Genomic DNA, 19,435 nt, shown 5'->3' with positions numbered 1-19,435 from the left:
GCGGGTCGCGTCGACCCACCCGCCCGTGTCGTCGTACGTCAGTCGGCCAGCGCGCCGGCCGCCCGTCCCTCGTGCAGGGTCAGGTTGCGCCCGTTGGACGGGTCGAACAGGTGGATCTTCTCCAGGTTGAACCAGACCCGCCGGGTCTGCCCCTCTTCGACGGGAGACTCGGCCGACAGCCGGGTCACCAGGCTGGTGCCGCCGCCGCTGAAGTCGGCGCCCGCGTCGGCCGCCAACTCCTCCAACTCGGCGGCGCTGGCCCGCTCCCCCTCGACACTGAAGTAGACATACTTGTCGGAGCCCATCGACTCGACGATGTCGACCGGCGCCTCGAACTCCAGGCCCCGGCGGCGGGTGTCGTCGTCGATCAGCGCGGCGTCCTCGAAGTGCTCCGGACGGATGCCGACGATCAGCTCGCGCGGGGCGTCGGCGCCCTCCAACTCACGCCGGAGCCGCTCGCCGATCGGCACGTCACCCAGCGCCGTACGCAGCCGGCCGTCCTCGACCGCAGCGTGCAGGAAGTTCATCGACGGTGAGCCGATGAACCCGGCGACGAAGAGGTTGCGCGGGTGGTCGTACAGCTCCTGCGGCGGGCCGACCTGCTGCACCGCGCCGCCCCGCATGATCACCACGCGGTCGCCGAGGGTCATCGCCTCGGTCTGGTCGTGGGTCACGTAGACGGTGGTGGTGCCGAGCTTCTTCTGTAGGCGCGACACCACGGTGCGCATCTGCACCCGCAGCTTGGCGTCGAGGTTGGACAGCGGCTCGTCCATCAGGAACGCCTTGGGCTGCCGGACGATCGCCCGTCCCATCGCCACCCGCTGGCGCTGGCCGCCGGAGAGGTTGGCCGGCCTGCGGTCCAGCAGCGCGGACAGCTCCAGGACCTTCGCCGCCTCCTCCACCTTCTGGTTGATCGTCTCCTTGTCCAGCTTGGCCAGCCGCAGCGGGAACGCCATGTTCTCCCGGACGGTCATGTTCGGGTAGAGGGCGTACGACTGGAACACCATGGCGATGTCCCGGTCCCGGGGCGCCTTGTCGTTGACCCGGTCACCGCCGATGCGCAGCTCGCCGGAGCTGATGTCCTCCAGGCCCGCGATCATGTTCAGGGTGGTGGACTTCCCACAGCCGGACGGGCCGACCAGGATGACGAACTCGCCGTCGGCGATCTCCAGGTCGACGTCGGCCACCGCGACGGTCCCGTCCGGGAACTTCTTGCTCACCTTGTCGAGCACGATGTCAGCCATGAGTACCACCTATCCCTTGACTGCGCCGGAGGTCAGGCCGGACACGATGCGGCGCTGGAAGAAGAGGACGAACAGGATGATCGGAATGGTGATCACCACGGCGGCGGCGCAGATCGCCCCGGTGGGGTCCTCGAACTGCGACTCGCCGGTGAAGAACGACAGCGCCACCGGCACCGTGCGGGCCCGCTCGGTGGAGGTCAGCGTGATGGCGAAGAGGAAGTCGTTCCAGCAGAAGATGAAGACCAGGATCGCCGTGGTGAACAGCCCCGGGGCGGCCAGCGGGGCGATGACCCGCCGGAACGCCTGGGCCTGGGTCGCGCCGTCCATCTTCGCCGCCTTCTCCAGGTCCCACGGGATCTGCTTGAAGAACGCCGACAGCGTGTAGATCGCCAGCGGCAGCGCGAAGGTGATGTACGGCAGGATCAGACCTGGCCAGGTGTCGAAGAGGCCGAGCTGCCGCTCGATCTCGAACAGCGGCGACACCAGCGACACCTGCGGGAACATCGCGATCAGCAGGGAGACCCCGACCAGCAGCCGTTTGCCGGGGAAGTCCAGCCGGGAGATCGCGTACGCGGCCATGGCGCCGAGCACCACGGCGATCACGGTGGCGATCAGTGCGATGCCGATCGAGTTGACCAGGGCCCGGACGAACTGGTCGGTGGCGAAGATCGAGCGGTAGTTGTCCAGCGTCCACTCCTGCGGAATGAACTTCCCGTCGGTCAGGGTCGCCGGCGTCTTGAACGACAACGACATGATCCAGAGCACCGGGACCAGCGCGAAGACGACCACGATGGCGTCCAGCAGGCCCCAGCGCACTTTGGCCCGGATGGTGGTGGTGTCAGCCATCTCAGCGCCTCTCCCCGTCGTCGCTGCCGGGAGCAGCGGTACCGAACAGCTTCACGAAGACGAAGGCGATGATCGCCACGGTGAGGAAGATCAGCACCGACATCGTCGATCCGATGCCGAGGTTCAGACCCCGGATCAGGTTGTTGTAGGCGAGCATCGACACCGAAGAGGTCTCGTTGCCGCCCGCGGTCAGCACGAAGATGTTGTCGAACACCCGGAACGCGTCCAGGGTGCGGAACAGCAGCGCGACCAGGATCGCCGGCTTCATCACCGGCAGCATCACCTTGGTGAACCGCTGCCAGGCGGTGGCGCCGTCGGTGGAGGCGGCCTTCAGCAGGTCCTCCGGCACCAGGGCCAGGCCGGCCATCAGCAGCAGCGCCATGAACGGCGTGGTCTTCCAGATCTCGGCCAGCATGATGATCGCCAGCGAGCTGGCCCGCTCGGTGAGCGGCGCGCCGTCGCTGAACAGGTTGGCCAGGTAGCCGGTGCCGGGCGTCCACGCGTACCGCCAGGAGAACGCCGCGACGACCGTGACGATGCCGTACGGGATCAGCGCGGCGGTCCGCACGATGCCCCGGCCGACCAGCGTGCGGTGCATGATCAGCGCCAGTCCCATGCCGAGCGCCAGCTCGATGACGACGGTGACCACCGTGATCAGCACGGTGACGCCGAACGCCGTCCACCAGAAGTCGTTGGTCAGGACGGTGACGTAGTTCTCCAGCCCGACGAACTTACGCTCGTCGGGGAAGCGCAGGTCGAAGCGCTGCAACGACAGCCAGACCGAATAGATGATCGGGTACGCCGTCACCAGCACCATGACCAGCGCGGCGGGGGCGCAGAGCAGCCAGCCCAGCCGGCGTTCGGCCTTCTTGTTCTCACTCAGCGGGGCCTTGCGGCCCCGGTCGGCGTGCTGGGCCGGCACCCTGGCGTCCCGGCCGGACCGGGCGGCGGTCTGTTCGGCGGTCGCGTCGGCGCCCGCCGGCGTGGCGTTCACGCTCACGGCAGGACCCCCTTCGATTCGAGGGCGTCGGCGATGGCGTCGCGCAGTTCGTCGGCGGTCTGCTCGGGCCGGATCGCCGACGGCGGCGACAGGATCGCCGACATGACGGTGGAGATGCTCTGGTACGCCGGGGTCAGCGGCCGGACCGCCGGGTCCTTGAGTTCTTCGAGGATGGTGTCCCGCATCGGGTACGCCTCGGCCATCTCCGGGTCGGCGTAGACCTTCTCGATGGTCGGCGGCACGCCGTCGTTGATCGCGGAGAACTTCTGGTTCTTCTCGTTGCGGATGCACCGGGCCGCCTCGAAGGACTCCTCGGGGTGCTTCGAGTGGGCGCTGACCGCCAGGTTGACCCCGCCGATGGTGACCTTGCTCGGGGTGTTCTCGTCGACGCCCGGGATCCGGGCCCAGCCGACCTGCTTGGCCAGCTCCGGGTCGGCCTCCTGCATCGCCGGGTAGACGAACGGCCAGTTGACCTGGAACGCGCCGTCGCCGGACTGGAACTCCAGCCGGACCGGGTCCTCGGTGGCGTTGCTGAACGACGGCGACGTCACGCCCGACGTGGCGAAGCGCTGGAGCTGCTCCAGCGCCCGGACGGTGCCGGCGTCCATCACGGCCTGTTTGCCGTCGTCGCTGAGGATCTTTCCCCCGGCGCTCTCGGCGAGGGTGTTGTAGAGGACGACGAGGCCCTCGTACTGGGCGCCCATGGTGAGCACCTGGTGCGGCTTGCCCTGCTGCTTCAGCTCCTGCGCCATGGAGATCATCTGGTCCCACGTCTTCGGCGGCTGGGGCACCAGGTCCTTGCGGTACCAGAGCAGCTGGACGTTGGTGTTCTTCGGCGCACCGTAGAGCTTTTCCTCGTAGCGGGCGGTCTCCAGCGGGCCGGCGAGGGTGCCCTGCTCGACCTCGGCCTTGTCCGGTCCGGTCCACTCCCTGATCCAGTCGGCGCTGGCGAACTCCTGGGTCCAGGTGACGTCGAGGCCGAGGACGTCCATCCCGCTGTCCTGCGCGGCCAGCCGGCGGACCAGCTGCACCCGCTGGTCGTCGGCCTGCCTCGGCAGCACCCGGTAGACGATCTCGTAGCGCCCCTGGGCCTGCGCGTTGCAGTCGTCGACGACCTTCTGCAGGTTCTGCTCCGGCGGGTAGTACAGGTTGATCGTGGGCGTACCGCTGTCGCCGCCGGAACCGCAGGCCGCCGCCATCGGCGCCACCAGCGTCAGCGCCGCGGCGGCAGCCACCGCGCGTACGCGTGGCCGGCGTCGGTGTCGGGCCTTGTCGGGGTCGCTCATCACCCCTCCCCTCAGGTCGGCCAAAGGCCGGGGGCAGGCTCCGCGCCCCGGCGCACGGCGAGCCGCTCGGGGCGCCTGACCAGTGGTTTCGTCGCCCCGGACGTTCGTGGCCCCAACACTGCCCGACCTGCGAAGTTGCGAAACCTGACGCTGCCGGGACGGCGCCGACAACACCCCGTGTGGCGCGGATCACCGCCGTGCGGGTCGGCCCGGCCGCCCGTAGGCTCGGACGATGGACGCCACCTTCTTCCTCGACCCGGCCTGCCCGTGGACCTGGCGCACCTCCCGGTGGCTGGTCGCGGTCGCCGACGCTCGCGGCCTGCACATCGAGTGGCGGGCGTTCAGCCTGGCCATCCTCAACGCGGGGCGGGTCCGGCCGGAGTACGCCGACGCGATGACTGCCTCCAGCCGGGCGCTGCGGCTGGTGGAGGCGCTACGCGCCGAGGCCCGCCACGACGACGCCGCACGCTTCTATGCCGAGGTCGGCGCCCTCAGCCACGACGTGGGCAATCCGCTGTCGGCGAAGATCGTGGACGCGGCCGTCGAGGCGGCGGGCCTGGGTGCCGTCGCGCCGGCACTCGACGACGACCGCTGGGACGAGGCGGTACGCGAGTCACACGCCCTGGCGTACGCCTCGGCCGGCCCGGACATCGGTGCGCCGGTTCTCATGGTCCCGGGCGCCGAGCGGGGCATCCACGGCCCGATCCTGACCGAGGTCCCCGGCACCGACGACGCCCTGACGATCTGGGACTCGCTGCTCCCCCTGATCCGGATGCCCGCCTTCCACGAGATCAAGCGCGCCCGCCACTGACCACGGGCCCGCCCCGATCGGTGGGTTCTCGCGGGAACCTCCCTCCGCCGCCGGACCGGTTGGGCAGGATCGTCCCCAACGAGGAGGTGCCGTCGTGCAGGACACCCGCGCTCTCGCCCTGACGTTCGAGGTGAGCGGCCTGCCACCGGTCAGGACCGAGGCGCTGTCCATCTTCGCCGCCGGGCACCGGCAGGCGACGAGGGTCCGCGCCCTGCTCCAGGCGGCCTGCGCGGCGGCCCAGCGCACCGGCTGGACCCCGCTGTCCGGGCCGGTCGAGGTGGACCTCGTGCTGCGCTGCCCGCCGGGGCACCGCACCTCCGACGCCAGCACGTTGCTGGGCGGGGTGTGTGCGGTGCTCCAGGACAAGAAGCGGGTGGCCAGCATCGGCCTGGCCCACCTCGGCGTCCTGGTGGACGTCGCCCTCTACGACGACGACCGGCAGATCCGCCGGCTGTCGTACGTGGAGGAACCGGCGGAGGACTTCTCCTACCAGGTGCGGGTGGCCGCCGTACCGAACGTGGTTTGACCGAGGGCCGCGGTGGGGTACCGCGGACGCCGACGAAGGGAGCGCCGATGTCGGAGCCACATGTCACGCTGGACCCGCGCGGGCTGGATCCCGTGCAGCAGAAGCTGCGGGGCCCGCTGGAGGACCAGTTGACCTCGGCGTTGCAGGCCGCCACGGAACGGGTCAGCGCCAGCTACGCCGGTGAGCCGGTCGAGCAGGTCTGCCAGTTGCTGCTCGACGAGACCCGCTCGGGGCTGCACCCCGACATCGCCGCCGGCTTCAACCCGGACATGGACGAGTTCTGCCGGGTGGCGGTGGCGATCGTACGCCGCGAGGTCTCCTGAGGTTCGTCAGGCGACGAGCGGGTCCACCCGCCGGGCCGTCAACGGGGGCGCCACGACCGTCCGCTCGGCCGCCAACTCGGCGGCGTACTCCCGGACCAGCGCCGGCAGCAGATGGCCCCCTGGCCCGGGGCGGTGGGCCTTGACCAGATGGGCCTCCGCCAGGTCGTCCAGAGTGCGGCGCATCCGCGCGGCGGAGATCCCGAGCTGCCGGGCGACCCGCTCCGGCTGGAGCACTGCGTCGGGCGTCGCGCCGAGCAGGGCGAGGAGCCGCCCGGCCACCTCGTCGTCGGCGCGGACGGCGGCGACGGCGGTGTCCAGACTGGCCCGCACCGAAAGGTCCTCGTAGTCCAGCAGGTCCAGCCGTTCCCGCCCGTCGGCGAACTGACCGACCAGGGCAGCCACCGACTGCCCCGGACGGGCCGCCAGGCGCGTGCCGGCGACCCGCAGCGCGAGGACCGACCCGGCGCAGAGTCGCAACAACTCGCCGGTGGCCACCGGGTCGCCGGCAAGCCGCTCCGGGCCGGCGAGCGCCGCCAGCAGGTCACGTGCGTCGGCGGTGGCGAGCGGGCGCAGCGTCACCCGTCGTACGCCGTCCAGGCTGCCCAACCGGCGCTGCCCGACCACGACCAGGCCCGGGCCCGGCCCGGCCGGAAGCAGCGGGCGGACCTGGGCGGCGCGGGTGACCCCGTCGACCACCAGCAGCAGTCGTCGACCGGCGACCAGCGACCGGAACCAGCCGGCCCGCTCGTCGGTGTTCGCGGGCACGTCGCCGGGGGCGACCCCGATCGCGCGCAGCACCCGGGCGAGCACCTCGCCGGAAGTCGCCGGGGCCCGATTGCCGAGTTCGACGAAGACCTGCCCGTCGGGAAAATCCGCGGCGACGGCGTGCGCGGCGCGTACCGCCAGGGCGGTCTTTCCCGTACCGAATGCGCCGGTGACGACCACGGTGGTGGGGCCCGTACCGCGCAGGGCGGCGACCACCTCGCCGGTCTCCCGACCCCGACCGATGAACGTGACCAGGCCGGCCGGCAGCTCACGGGGCACCGTCCAGCCGACGCCCCCGGCGATGTCGACCATGGGCGATGCCGACCCGGCAACGCCGGGCGCCGGGGCAACCGGCGCGGGCACCGTCGTGACCGGTGCGGGCGGCGGGGTGTACGCCAACTCGGAGCACCGGTCGAGCATCGCGCGGTGCAGGGCCACCAACTCCTCGCCCGGCTCGATGCCGAGTTGCTCCTCGAGCGTGGCCCGAGCGTCCCGGTAGACGGTGAGCGCCGCCGGGACGTCCCCGCAACGGTAGAGGGCCAGCATGAGCTGCGCCCAGGCGCGCTCGCGCAGCGGGTGGGCGGCGAGGTGTCCGCGCAGCTCGGGCAGGAGGTGGCCATGCTCACCGGCGGCGAGCCGCGCGTCGGCGAGTTCCTCGAAGACCTGGAGCCGCTGCTCGTCGAGGCTCGCCCACCGGTTGTCCAGCGCGGTGCCCCAGGGCAGCCCGTCGCCCGACGCCCCACGCCAGTGCGCCAGCGCGGCGGTGAGAGTGCCGACGGCACTGGCCGGGTCGGCCGTACGCAGGAGGGCCCGCCCCTCGCCCACCAGCCGGTGAAACTCCGTGACGTCCAGCTCGTACGACGAGAGCCGCAGCGCGTACGCGTTGGGGCGGGCGACCAGCCGGTCGCCCAGCACCCGCCGCAGCGCGGCGGCGTGGGAACGCAGGTTCGCCACCGCCGAGGCGGGCGGCACATCGGACCAGACCATGTCGGCCAGCCTGGACAGGGAGACCGAATGGTTGGCCTCCAACGCCAGACCTGCCAGGACCGCCCGCCGCTTCGCCGCGCCGGGCGTAACGACCTGGTCGTCGACGCAGAGCTCCACACTGCCCAGAAGCCTGATTTGTAGTTTCACCGCAGCTCCCCCGTAGCACCTTGAGCGCGCGCTCAGGCTAAGGGCAACGTGGCGGGGTAACAAGGCAGAAACCGGGCATCTTCAAGTGACTCATTTCAATGCGATGAGCCGGCGTGCCGGTGTAACAGAATGGAGGCCAGAAGCGCTCCCACCGGGCACCTGCCGGCTGGGCGACGACGGCGCGGGCCAACTGCCGGGCGGCCAGCAGGGCTTGGCAAAGCCTTGAGGGGTCCGGCTTGATCAGTTGGATGCAGACGCGCCGTTGCTGCTGGTAGCAGGGCAGGTATGACGTCATGCCCGCGCTGCCATCATCGCTGATCTCGTTCGTGTCTGGTAAAGCGGCTGCCGCCGTGCCCGCAACCCGCCCCTGGACTGCCCGCCCGCGGCGCTCTTGCCGGATCTCCGAGCCCGCCGCGGCGTCCGGCACCGACTGGCGATCGTCGTCACTGCCGCCATGCGTGGCCGGCTACCGCCGGCACGCCGACTGGGTCGCCAACCATGCTGCCCACCCGCGATGAAAGGCGGCAAGTAGTGAGCATCCGTCTCGAGACACAGCTGATCACCAACAAGCTGCAAGCTTCTCACGTTCGGGGTCGACTCCAGCGGCGAACACGTTTAACTTCGAAGGCCGCCAACGCCTGCACCTCGGCTTGTTGCAGACGCGGTGGCAGGCTATCGTTCGCCCTATGAGTGAGACCCCGCTGTCCGATATCATGTCTGAGTACGCGGAGATCAAAACCCTCGAAGGTTATGAACGCTTTCTCGAGCTTTTCCGGAGCTCCACGATCGGGATCGTGGCCACTGGGACGGTCACCGATACGCCACACGGCAATTTCACCGCCGACGGTAGTCTAGGCGCGGGCAAGACCACTTACGGCGACGGACGGTCGCGCATTCTTGCATATGCCGACCCCGAAGCGGCACTAAGTGCCTTTGGCCCAGTATTCAACGCAGGAGTGGCCGGCGAAGTTCTCCTTCAGATGGCCGCGACGGACCCCGACTGTGAGGGAATCCTCGTCAACAGCGGAATTCGCGAAATCTGCATGGCAATTAGCAAGTCAACCGCCCAGGAAATGCTGATGCCGACAGCCACCGAAACGCCATAGTTTCGACGCAGGCGAGAACATTTCAATCGCACAATGAATGACATTCAGTGGCGCATCGACTCTAAGCTTGAAGATAGGAGTTGGAGGTTCCATCACGCCCGATCAAGAGGGCACCTCCCATTCGAGAGATTGCGCCATCAGGCGCCGGCGATGCGCGCATTGCTCAATAATGCAAGATCTGGTGTTGCGCGAGGGCCTGCTTCCCGCACCTGCGTGCATCCCCGCCACAATTATGACGGGGATGCACCGTTTTTCACCAACGTGTAGACGCCGTCAACTAATCCCTGCGCACATTTCAACTAATGGGCACATGCGACAGTTACAGTCTTACAGATTCGACCGGTCGAGCCACTACGAATCTACCAGCAGTTGGGTAATCGCAGGCTCGACCGCGCTCATACTGGCGGCATCGTCTTCGCGGTAGGCCGCCCAAACCACAGCACCCATGAGCTCGAATGGATCAGTGAGCTCGGGAAGCACTTGCGTCATGAGGGCCGGATCAAGTTTCTCCAGCATGCGTCGAGCGAGTTGCCCATCGCCAGCAATCGCCTCAGCTGGCCAGGTTGCAGTACCAAGCCATGCTAATAACTCCCGAACAGTCTTCGTCGAATCCTCTTCCGCTTGAATCAGTCGATCAGTCATTCTTTGCACCAATTCCCGATCCAAGTTTGCCGCCTCGTCGCCGGGCCACTTCAGTAGGTCTTCGACCAGCACTGAAGGAACCCTACGTGCTGTCGTTAATGCAACATCACCAGCCGGCCGAAACTGCACGGCACCCTCATGCAGATTTAAAGCCGAAATCATGTGACCCAACAAGCTCCTAGAGGCACCGTCAACCCCGAACCGAGACAGGAACAGCCGCAGTTCAACCTCCGACGCGAGTAAGTCATTCCAAAAACGATTCCGCTCCCAGGAAATTCTCCCCGGATGCAGCGTGGCCGAGCCAATAAGAAGATTCCCCGCATCGTACAGCGCAAGGGTTAGATCACCAGGGCACCGACATACATCTTCAGCAAATTCACCTTCCGTGGTCCACTTTCGGACGCGATTGATGTCGTCACCTACATCAATGACAGCTATCGACTGCCGGCGACTCAGCGGGGGGAAATCCTCGCCGCCCGGCAAGATTTCCAGTCGCTTTACACGAGCCCACGCCTCGTTCAGCCAGCACTGTATTAACTCTACCCGTTCACCCATTAGCACCCCGAACACAATCCCGAATAGCCGCCGCCCGTTGACGCCCGGGCCGATGCCTCGACCCGGGCGTCAACATTCTACCTCGCTGTTACGCTACAGGCCGCCCAGTGGCATGTCCCCATGTTCGGTCTAAGCAGGTCACCGAGCAAGGTGGGCCCCTGCACCGTCACCGAATTTGCTCGAATCCGCAAGCCACTCGGAGGCAGAAGCGTGAAGTTCGGCATCGATTCACCGGATTTGTAAGTGCGCACTGGCTTCATCCACGGACTTCCACTTTCCACAGCGAACCCTTGAGCATCGTCGAGCGTTTTGCTGTACGGCGCATAAACCGCAACTTTAGTTCCCTCCGGAACCGTTACATTGCCGCTAGACAGCTTATGCTTCGAGTGTCCCGAAAATACTATCTCGCCATCGGCCCGGCCACCTTCCACCACCCTTCGCGGCGGCGCCGGTGTCGATGCGGAATCGGCGCGAGTGGACTTCGAGATCTTGGCGCCCTTGGCAGGACCGGCAAACGACAGCATCGTTAGACCGTTCTTGGTGCCGGCGCGTGCCCAGCCCTCCAAGTCTCCTTCTGCGGCGGCCTGCACACCACCCCACCAGGTGGCGCCAACGTCGGACACCATTCCCCACAGCATCTTGTATGGCTTGGTGTACGTGTCGACAGCTAAGCCGCCTGCCCGCTTCGTTGCGCTGCCCCAATCACCGTTTGAAGCGTCCTCGACCACTTGTCCCGCTTCGGCGTAGCTGCCGGAGATATCGCCCCAAAGACCCTTTGCACCATCGACGACACCACCGAAGAAATCCTTGGCACCGCTGACGATTCCGCTGCCGATGTCGGAGATGAAGCTGTGTCCGTCCATCTCGATGGCACTGATCGGATTGCCGCCACCGAAGGCGTACCGGTTCCCGGTCCACGGGTCGGCACCGAGGTTCATGTCGGCGAGGGCTCCGTTGTAGCTGTCGCGGGAGAGGAACCGGTTGAGGCCTGGGCTGTAGTCCCGGAAGCCCATGTCGTACGACTCGGAGTTCTGGTCCCAACGCTTCGAGTTGAAGCGGTAGGCGTTGTACGGCTCCTTCGTCGGATCCGCGGCGTCGGGCTTATCGATGCCGGTGAACTGCGCGTCGTCGTTCTTGCCGTAGGCCGTGTAGCCGTAGGTGGCCTTCGTGTTGCCGGTCTCGTCGGTCAACTGCTCGACGTCGGTGTGCGGGTTGTAGCCGTAGTAGGCGTCCTCTTCGCTGCCGTCGTCCTTGTGGGTGATCTGCGAGAGCCGCTGGCCCCACGGCGAATACTGGTACGACTTGGTGACCTCACCGGCCACCTCCTCGTTCAGGACCTCGCCGGAGAGACCGAGGTAGTTGAACGTCGTGGTCTTTTCCTTGGTACCACCGACATCCGTCGTCTTGGTCGTCGTCCGGTCCAGCGGGTCGAACGTGTACTTCGTCGTCGAGGTGCCCGTGCTCGCCGTCTTGCGGCTCTCGATGACGTGGTCGAAGCCGTCGTAGACGTTCCGCTCGATGACCGTTCCGGCCGCCGTGACCGTGTCGAGCCGGCCGAAGGGGTCGTAGTTGTACGAGGCGGTCGCGCCGCCGGTCGAGGCGGTGAGCATGCGGTTGCGGTCGTAGTTGAAGGTGGTCGTGGCGTTCTTGATGGTCTGGTCGATGACGTTGTTGTTGGCGTCGTGCACGTAGGTTTCGGTGTCGGCGCCGTGACCGGTCTTGACCAGTTGGGACAGGCGGTCACGCGGGTCGTAGGTGTAGGCGCTGGTGGTATCGAGGTACGCCGCGTGGTTGTCGGCGTTCATCTTTCTCGCGACGTCCCGGGTGCGGTTGCCGTTCAGGTCGTAGGTGTAGGTGTGCTCCGACACCAACGTCCCGTTGGGCTTCTTCTCGACCTGGGACTTCAGCGCCCCGTCCAGGTAGTAGGTGTGGTCGACGGTGTTGCCGTTGCCCTTGGCCTGCGTCAGCAGTTCGCCACGGTCGGTGTACGTGAAGGTGGTGGTCTTCTTGTCCGGGTCCGTGGCGGACTTGCCGTTGATCACCGTCGACACCAGGTCGCGCGGGTCGTAGCCGTAGCTGGCGTACTGGCTGTCGTGGGTGGTGGTCTTCGGTGCGCTGTTCTCGTTGTACGTGTAGGTGGTGTTGTTCCTGACCGTCCCCGACTTCTTCTCGGTGACCGTCTGCACCTGGTTCAGGCCGGTGTAGGCGACCGTGTAGGTGTCGACCCGGGCTCCGGGAGACGCGTCGGTGATGGTCTGGAGGTTGCCGTTGGGGTCGTACCGGTAGGCGTAGTCGACCTTTTCGTTGTCGGCCTCGCCGGTGTTGTTCCGGACCAGCTTCACCGCGTCGGCGACGACCGTGCCGCCGGCCTGGTCGGACAGCGACACCTTGTGGCTGTTGCCCTCGGTGAAGCTGTACGAGCCGAGGCTCACCCAGGTGCCGGCGCCGGCGGTCTGGTTGACCGTCTTCACCGTGTCGCCGCCGCCGTGCTTGACCGTGAACTTGGCGTCGGTGGCGGCGCCGGTCACGTTCGGGTAGCGGGCGAACGCCTCGTACGTGCCGGCCTGGGGGACGTTCAACTGCCAGGTGAAGGTGTTCGCGCCGGTCCCCGTCGGGCGGGTGACGTAGTTGTGCCCGTACTTGTTCGTTGCCGAGGTGGCCGCGGTCCAGGTGCCGGTGGTGGCGGTGTTGTTGAAGTCGGAGTTGTCGACCAGCACGACCTTCCGGCCGACCGGCACGCCGTCGTCCGTGCGGGACTTCAGCTTGCCGTCCGGGAAGTAGGACCAGGTCATGGTCCGGTTCGAGGATCCGCCCGCCGACGTCACCGTTCGGCCGGTCTGCGCGCCGAGCTTGTCGTAGTCGTAGGACGTGACGATGTCCCACGGGTCGCTGCTGGTTTTCGTCAGGCCGTTGTCGAAGTAGGTGTACGTCGTGTCGTTGCGGACCGTCTCACCCGCCGACGGTGGCATGCTGGCCTTCGCCAGCCGGCCCACGAAGTCGTACTCGTAGGTGGTGACGTCCGCCGTCTTGTAGCGGGCGTCGTCCTTGTCGTACGCCGTGCGGGTTTCCTTCGCCCGGTTCAGCTCGTCGTAGACGGTGACCGTGGCGAAGTCGTCCGGGTCGTCGGTGGTGGCCACGCCCCGCGGGCTGATCGTCCTGGTCTGGTTGCCGACCTCGTCGTACTCGTACTTCGTGGTGCGGTAGGTGATGGTGCCGGCGTCATTCTTGTGCGGCGCCTTCACCTGGCTGGGCATCCCCCGTGGGTCGAAGGTGACCTCGGTCGTGTTGCCGAGCTGGTCGGTGGCGGCTTTGACCAGGCCGTCCCGGTCGTACGTGCTGGTGGTGAACTTGCCCAGCGCGTCCGTGGTCCTGGTCAGCCGGTGGGACCAGTCGTACTCGTAGAGGGTGGTGTAGTCGTCGGTCGCGGCCGAGGCGTTCTTCACCGGGTCGATCACCTTGTGGACGTTGCCGACGATGTCGTACTCGTAGGTGATCCGGTGGCCCTCGGCGTTGGTGGCGTTGGTGAGCTGGTAGATCTCGTCGTAGGCGTTGGTGGTGACGAAGTCGCCCGCCACTGTCGGCGTCAGGTTGCCCTTCGGCTCGGTGGTGGTCACCAGGTTGCCGACCTTGTCGTAGGTGAACGACGTCTTCCGCTCCGGGTCGCCCGTGACGTCGACCGGAGCCAGCGTGTAGGTCACCTGGTCGGCCTGGTCGTAGGACGCCTTGCTGACGGCGCCGTTCGGGGCGTACGACTCGTAGACGTTGTCGTTCTCGTCGTACTTCGGAGCTGGGGTGACGACGAGGTCGCCGGCGGACTGGTCCTTCGGGACCCGGTTCTCCAGCGGACGGCCGAACGTGTCGTACGTCTGGGTGGTGTCCTTGCTGTAGGCGTCGGTGACCTTCAGGACGTTGCCGCGCACGTCGTAGACGAACGTGGTCGACTTGTTCTTCGCGTCGGTGATGGTCTTCGGGTAGCCGTTCGGGTCGAAGTTGTTGTTGACCGTGACGTTGCCGTTGGCGTCGGTCGCCGTCAGCATCTGGCCCCACGCGTCGTACGTGTAGGACGTCTTGTAGTCCTCCGGGTCGGGTGTGGTGTTGCCCATCGGGTCGACCACCCAGGCCAGGTCACCGTCGGCCTCGTAGCCGAACGTGTGCTGGCGTCCCTCCGGGCTGGTCTTCCCGATGAGATCCGCGACGTGGCCGTTGAGCTGGCGCTGGTAGGTCAACACAGTGCCCGGCGTGCCGTTCCTGACCGCCTCGGCATCCTTGATCTCGGTCGGGTAGCCGGTCTTGGCGTCGTACGCCCAGGTGGAGACGGCCTGGTTGGCCTCCTCCAGCCGGATCACGTTGTGGTCGTCGTCCCAGCCGAGCTTCGTGGTCTGGTTCTTGGCGTTGGTCGTCTCCTTCGGCCGCCCGTAGCCGTCCATCAGGTAGACGGTCGCGTGGTTCTCCGCGTCGGTGACCGTGGTCCGGATGTCGTTGGTGGCGTCCGGATCGACGTAGCCGAACTGGGTCAGGTGGGTCAGGCGGTCCTTGTAGGACTTGGTCCGCCAGTGCCACTTCGGGTCGTCACCGGCCTGCGGGTAGTGGTAGGCCAGCTCGGTGGCGTTGCCGCGCGGGTCGGTGGCCTTGACCAGCTTGACGTTCTTGTTGCCCTGCGTCATGTCGTAGGCGAACTTGAACGTCTTCGGCTGGCTGGAGCCGGCGCCGTCGATCAGCTCACCCAGCAGCCCCTTGTCGGTGTACGTGAAGGTGAGCTTGCGCCCCGAGATGTCGGTGATCTGCGAGACGTGGTCGATGATCTTCGGGTTGGTCAGGTTGGTGCCGGACTGCCGGGTCCAGGTGGTGTCGTTGATGTAGTCGAACGCCTGGCCCTTGGCGTAGTAGTCGATGGTCAGCGTCTGTCGGCCGGTCGCGTCCGTCAGGTACCGCAGGAACTTGGTCGGCTTGTTGTTGGATTTGCGCTCCTCGTAGACGAAGCGCATCTCGTTGCCGTTGTTCTCCACCACGCTGGACAGGAAGCCCTCGCAGTCGTAGAAGAACCGCGTCCGGTCGGGCTTGGTGAGCAGCCACGCCTTCGGCTCCTGCGTGTTGGGCTTGCAGTCCACGCTGCTGTGCTTCTGCAGGTAGAGGTGCACGCCCTTGGGGCTCTTCCACTCCGAGGTGGCCGCGTCCCAGGTGAACCGGTGGCTGGTGCCGTCGCCGTCGGTCAGCGTGACCTTCGTCGGGTTCGGGTTGGGGTGGAAGTCCAGCGGGGTGCCGAGGCGCATCATCGACGACGCCTGCAACGACCAGCCGTGACCGGCGACCGTGTCGCTGGTGTCCAGCGAGTTGTATGCCAGGCGGACGAAGGTCGACAGGCCGCGCGACGGGTTGCTGAACGCGTTGTACGACCAGACGGTGTTGCCGGCGTACAGGTTGTTCATCAGGGTGCCACCGGCGCCGGTGTTCTTCCCCGCGTACGAGTAGAACTTCTCCAGACCGAGCTGGTCGGAGGTCGGCTCCTCGACCGCCACGTTCTGCGGCAACGCCTTGATCGGCGTGGTCTCGGAAAGCCACTTGCCGGTGATCTTGTTGCGCAGCTGCCACTGGAGGACGTAGTCGGTGCGCTTGTTGCCCTCCGTCGACGACGGCGGCGTCTTCACCTGCGCGGTGACGTCGACCGTGCCGCCGGCCGGAATGCTCTTGGGCAGCGCCGTACGCAACTCGTAGCTGGTGTCGGCGCCGTCGGTGACACCGTCGGCTCGCTTCCAGTCGTAGGACAGCTCCCAGTCGGTCGGGTTCCAGGCCGCGAGGGTCGGGTTCGACACCGTCACCGGCAGGGCGTAGGTGGCGTTCGGGGTGAGCGCCTGCGGCGTCGAGGCCGCGTAGTAGGTGGACTCGGCGGTCTGCTCGAGGTAGGTGACCTCCAGCGTCGGGCGCAGCAGTGGCTCCTGCCCCTCGGAGGAGAGCAGCATCGCGCGGGCGGTCTGGTTCACCTCGTCGCGCATACGCAGCAGAAGCCCGTTGTTGCTCGTCGGGGCGCTGACCCAGCCCTTCACCGGGCTGGTGACATCCCACGTCGCCCACTCCGGGTCGTTGGTGAACCCGTTGAAGCCAGCCTTCCAGGTGGTGTCGTAGTCACCGCCGGGCGTGGTCCACGCGGTGGTGGCGTTGGCCTTCGTCCAGCTCGCGGTGGTCTCGTCGAACGGCCGGGTCAGGCGGTGGACGTCGACGAACTCGTCGGTGTCGTCGCCCGGGTAGAGGTAGGTGTTGTACATCCGCAGCTCGGCACCGACCACCTGCGCGTCGGCCGGGACGCCGGTCAGCGTCGGGAACCTCACCACACCCCGGCTGTCGCCGTAGACCGTCGAGTTGTTGCCCGGACCCACGTACGGGTCGCCGTCGTAGACGTCGACGTTCTCGGTGGGCCGGGTGGCCGACAGGGTGGTGTCGGTGACGCCGGTGCGGTAGATCCGGGTGATCTGGCCCGCCTTCGGCAGCATGGCCGACTGGGTCGGGCCCGCGATCAGCTGCCCGTCCTGGGTCTTGACCGCAACCATGTAGTAGTAGAACTTCCGGGCCATCGGGTCGGTGTTGTCCGCCGCCGTCGGCACCGCCGTGGTGTCCTGGTAGGTCCGGGTACCCGAGGAGACCGGCGCGACCAGCGTCGCCGCCAAAGGCGTGAAGTTCTGGTTCACACTACGGTGCACCTGGTATTCCACAATGTCGTCGGCGGTGGTCGTCGTCGACGGATCCACGTATGCCGGCCAGCCCAGCACGGCCCCCGTCGAGGTGATCGTGGTCGGCGGGTCGACCGCCACCCCCGGCCGCCCGTACGTCACGACGAGCCTCGGCAGGTTGAAGTCCCGCCGGTCGTTGGCGTACGCGTACTCGGACGCCTCGTAGATCGGTCCGCCGCGGTTCTTGGTCGACTCGTCGAGCGCCTTGACCATGAAGCCGTGGTTGGGATGGGTGTTGTTGACCCAGTCCTGCACGAGATTGCGGACCGGGAAGGAGTTCCACACGCTCGACTTGGCGTACTGCTTGACCGCGCCGACCTTGGTGAAGCGGACCGCGTCGGCGACGACCGCCTTGCCCGCGACGTCGCCGAGCACCACCCTGCCGGTGGTGCCGGCCACGAACGGGTGCGTGCCGAGGGTGACCCAGCCCCCGGCGCTGTCCGGGGTCGTCTGGTTGACCGGGTACGTCTTCGACCCGCCGTTGTAGTGCACCGTGTAGGGGGCGTTCGTCGCCCGGTCGAAGGCGCCGACAAAGTGCACGTCGACCCGGTAGTTGCCCGACTCGGTGAGGGTCGGCACCCAGGTGTGGGTGTCCCCGGTGGTGGCGTCGTTGTTGGCCCGGTAGTCGGCGTTGACCGCCTTCGGCGCCAAGTCGGGGTTCGCCGAGTACGGCCAGGTGCCCACCGCCGAGGTGCCGGCGTCGCCGTCGTCCACGGTGACGACGTTGCCGGCCGGGAGACCGGCGATGTCGCCGTTCGTGTTCGCCCAGGTCGCATCGTCCTCGGCCCACGCCGTGGTGATTCGCCGAGCCTCCATCGGCACGTCGTAGGCCCACTGCGTGTGAGTTTGCGAGTAGTAGAGCTGAAGCTGGGCGTCGTCGATCGTCGTGTTCGCCGGGATCGCGCTAGCCACGTCGAACTTGAGCAGCGACCGCCACGTCTGGGACTCGTCGGTGCCGACGTTCAGCTGGTACGTGTCGTTGTAGTTCTTGGTCGGGTTGCCCGAGTAGATCGCCACGTCCTGTCCGTCGGCCGGAACAGGCTGGATCTTGATGGTCGGGTCGATAACCACCGGGTAGACGCGCGCCTGGTCGGCGAGCCAGCCGGCGTCGGCGCTGACGGTGATGGTCGACGTGCCGCCGGACTGGGTCACCTTCTGGGTGACCTTGTCGCTCCACACCTTGCCGTGCGGCGAGGACTTGTCGTCCTTGTCGTCGTACATGAACGGCGCCGGCATCACGAACACCGGCTCAACACAGGTCGGACGTACGAACGCGATGGACCCGTCCTCGCGCTGCTGTGCGGTCAGGCCGGCGGTCTCCAGCGTGAACGTGTACGACCCCGGCCCGACCGGCGCCCGGCGCAGGACGATCTTCTCCTTGAGCGCCGACGCCGTGACCTCGTAGACGATGTCCGCCCCGCCGGCCAGGCCGGGGTAGGTGACCGTCGAGCCGGACACCCTCGGGGTGACACCCTTGGCCGCCCCGAGCAGCCCCAGCTCGATGCTGCGGCCGCCCCGCTCGAAGCGAACCAGGTCGTCGGTGCTGTCGCCGAAGAGGCTGGTGAAGCTGTTCGTCCGGTTGCCCTGTACGTAGCCCTTGTCGTTGGTCGGACGCACCGTGGTGTCGATCGGCTGGTAGCGACCCTTGGCGTCCTGGTAGTGCAGTGGCACGGCGGAGATCTCCGCCTGGGTCCGCCCGTCGGAGAGCTGGTACACCCGGCTGTTTTCGGTGCGCTTGCCGGTGAGTTCCCTGACCCGCCTCTGCGGTGGCCAGACCTTCGCCGGTGCCGCCTTCTCCTGCACCGCCAGGCCGGCGCTGACCACCTCCGGCTTCGCCGGGCGCGACCCGCCGTCGACCAGGCCCTTCGCGGCGTCGCCGAGCCGGGGCAGCAGCCCGTCGTCCTGCGCCGTGGTAGCGGCATTCTCCGGTTTCCGCTCGGACAGGGCCTCCGTCGCGCCCACGGTGGCGGCCAACGCCACCACCAGGCCCGCGATCAGCGGCCCTCTGAGTTTCCTCTTCACCCGTCACCCTCCGGTCAGGAGCCGATACGACGGGTAGAAGTTAGGAGCGCTTAATATACCGACAGCTATCGTTCGACTACGGCAGCGGCATCGCCTCTGCAGGAGTAGAGGACCGGACCGGTGGAATGCCGGCCGAAGACCCACGTGCGCCGTCCCAAGTGGTCGACGCGGCCAGCCGCCGCCGGCAACGGGCCGACGGAGCCGGCGGTGGCGCTAACTCGTGCAGGAAGTAGCGGGCCAAATTGTGGTGCTCCAGGTGGCCTGTCCGGTCGCCGAGGCCGGGCGTCAGGACCGGGGCCGCAACTCCCCGGTCCTGTCCCCAGCCGTCCGGCGTCGTAACGGCCGTGCCGGATGAGCGCGTGGGCATGGCACGCCGCCCACGCCGGGCTCAACACGGCGAGCCTGCCGCCTGCACTCAGCTCCAGGTGCCCGGCTACCGGACTTCGGCACGCT

At 67.4% G+C, this 19,435-nt stretch carries 11 protein-coding genes; 4 read left to right on the top strand and 7 right to left on the bottom strand.

Going from position 1 to position 19,435, the window contains the following annotated elements; genetic code table 11:
* Positions 1-38: 38 nt before the first annotated feature.
* Genes GA0070608_RS20015 through GA0070608_RS20000 form a run of 4 tightly spaced genes read right to left on the bottom strand, consistent with a single transcriptional unit; the run spans position 39 to position 4,376 of the window.
* A complete protein-coding gene (locus GA0070608_RS20015; RefSeq protein WP_091630106.1) occupies positions 39-1,244 on the bottom strand; it encodes an ABC transporter ATP-binding protein in 1,206 nt (401 codons plus the stop codon).
* A 9-nt stretch (positions 1,245-1,253) separates the two neighbouring features.
* A complete protein-coding gene (locus GA0070608_RS20010; RefSeq protein WP_091630105.1) occupies positions 1,254-2,090 on the bottom strand; it encodes a carbohydrate ABC transporter permease in 837 nt (278 codons plus the stop codon).
* 1 nt (position 2,091) lies between these two features.
* Positions 2,092-3,090: a carbohydrate ABC transporter permease gene (locus tag GA0070608_RS20005; RefSeq protein ID WP_091630104.1), complete on the bottom strand. Its 999-nt coding sequence runs from the start codon at positions 3,088-3,090 to the stop codon at positions 2,092-2,094.
* Positions 3,087-4,376, bottom strand: a complete 1,290-nt coding sequence (locus GA0070608_RS20000) for an ABC transporter substrate-binding protein (protein WP_091630103.1) — start codon at positions 4,374-4,376, stop codon at positions 3,087-3,089. The genes GA0070608_RS20005 and GA0070608_RS20000 overlap by 4 nt, the downstream gene beginning before the upstream one ends.
* 232 nt (positions 4,377-4,608) lie before the next feature.
* Here GA0070608_RS20000 and GA0070608_RS19995 point away from each other — a divergent pair, with 232 nt between their 5' ends.
* The 3 genes from GA0070608_RS19995 (at position 4,609) to GA0070608_RS19985 (ending at position 6,036) form a co-directional block, all read left to right on the top strand.
* A complete protein-coding gene (locus tag GA0070608_RS19995) occupies positions 4,609-5,187 on the top strand; it encodes a mycothiol-dependent nitroreductase Rv2466c family protein (RefSeq protein ID WP_091630102.1) in 579 nt (192 codons plus the stop codon).
* Positions 5,188-5,281: 94 nt separating this feature from the next.
* On the top strand, positions 5,282-5,713 hold the full coding sequence (locus GA0070608_RS19990) for a RusA family crossover junction endodeoxyribonuclease (RefSeq protein ID WP_091630101.1): 432 nt from the start codon (positions 5,282-5,284) through the stop codon (positions 5,711-5,713).
* A 47-nt stretch (positions 5,714-5,760) separates the two neighbouring features.
* Positions 5,761-6,036: a hypothetical protein gene (locus tag GA0070608_RS19985; RefSeq protein ID WP_091630100.1), complete on the top strand. Its 276-nt coding sequence runs from the start codon at positions 5,761-5,763 to the stop codon at positions 6,034-6,036.
* 6 nt (positions 6,037-6,042) lie between these two features.
* Here GA0070608_RS19985 and GA0070608_RS19980 read toward each other — a convergent pair whose 3' ends face one another.
* On the bottom strand, positions 6,043-7,935 hold the full coding sequence (locus tag GA0070608_RS19980; RefSeq protein WP_091630099.1) for an AfsR/SARP family transcriptional regulator: 1,893 nt from the start codon (positions 7,933-7,935) through the stop codon (positions 6,043-6,045).
* Positions 7,936-8,621: 686 nt separating this feature from the next.
* On the opposite strand from GA0070608_RS19980, the gene GA0070608_RS19975 reads away from it, so the two are divergent.
* Entirely contained in the window at positions 8,622-9,041 is a 420-nt protein-coding gene (locus tag GA0070608_RS19975) for a hypothetical protein (protein WP_218107530.1), read from the top strand.
* A gap of 351 nt (positions 9,042-9,392) precedes the next feature.
* Here the strand turns inward: GA0070608_RS19975 and GA0070608_RS33055 are convergent, their stop codons facing one another.
* Together GA0070608_RS33055 and GA0070608_RS19970 are read right to left on the bottom strand one after the other, a co-directional pair.
* On the bottom strand, positions 9,393-10,238 hold the full coding sequence (locus tag GA0070608_RS33055) for a hypothetical protein (protein WP_141719501.1): 846 nt from the start codon (positions 10,236-10,238) through the stop codon (positions 9,393-9,395).
* A gap of 77 nt (positions 10,239-10,315) precedes the next feature.
* Complete coding sequence (locus tag GA0070608_RS19970) at positions 10,316-18,982, bottom strand: golvesin C-terminal-like domain-containing protein (RefSeq protein WP_141719500.1); 8,667 nt, start codon at positions 18,980-18,982, stop codon at positions 10,316-10,318.
* Positions 18,983-19,435: the final 453 nt, after the last annotated feature.

This window comes from Micromonospora peucetia, assembly GCF_900091625.1.
GTDB lineage: Bacteria > Actinomycetota > Actinomycetes > Mycobacteriales > Micromonosporaceae > Micromonospora > Micromonospora peucetia.
The sequence above is the reverse complement of the archived record's forward strand: the minus strand, read 5'-3'. Positions and strand labels throughout refer to the sequence as shown.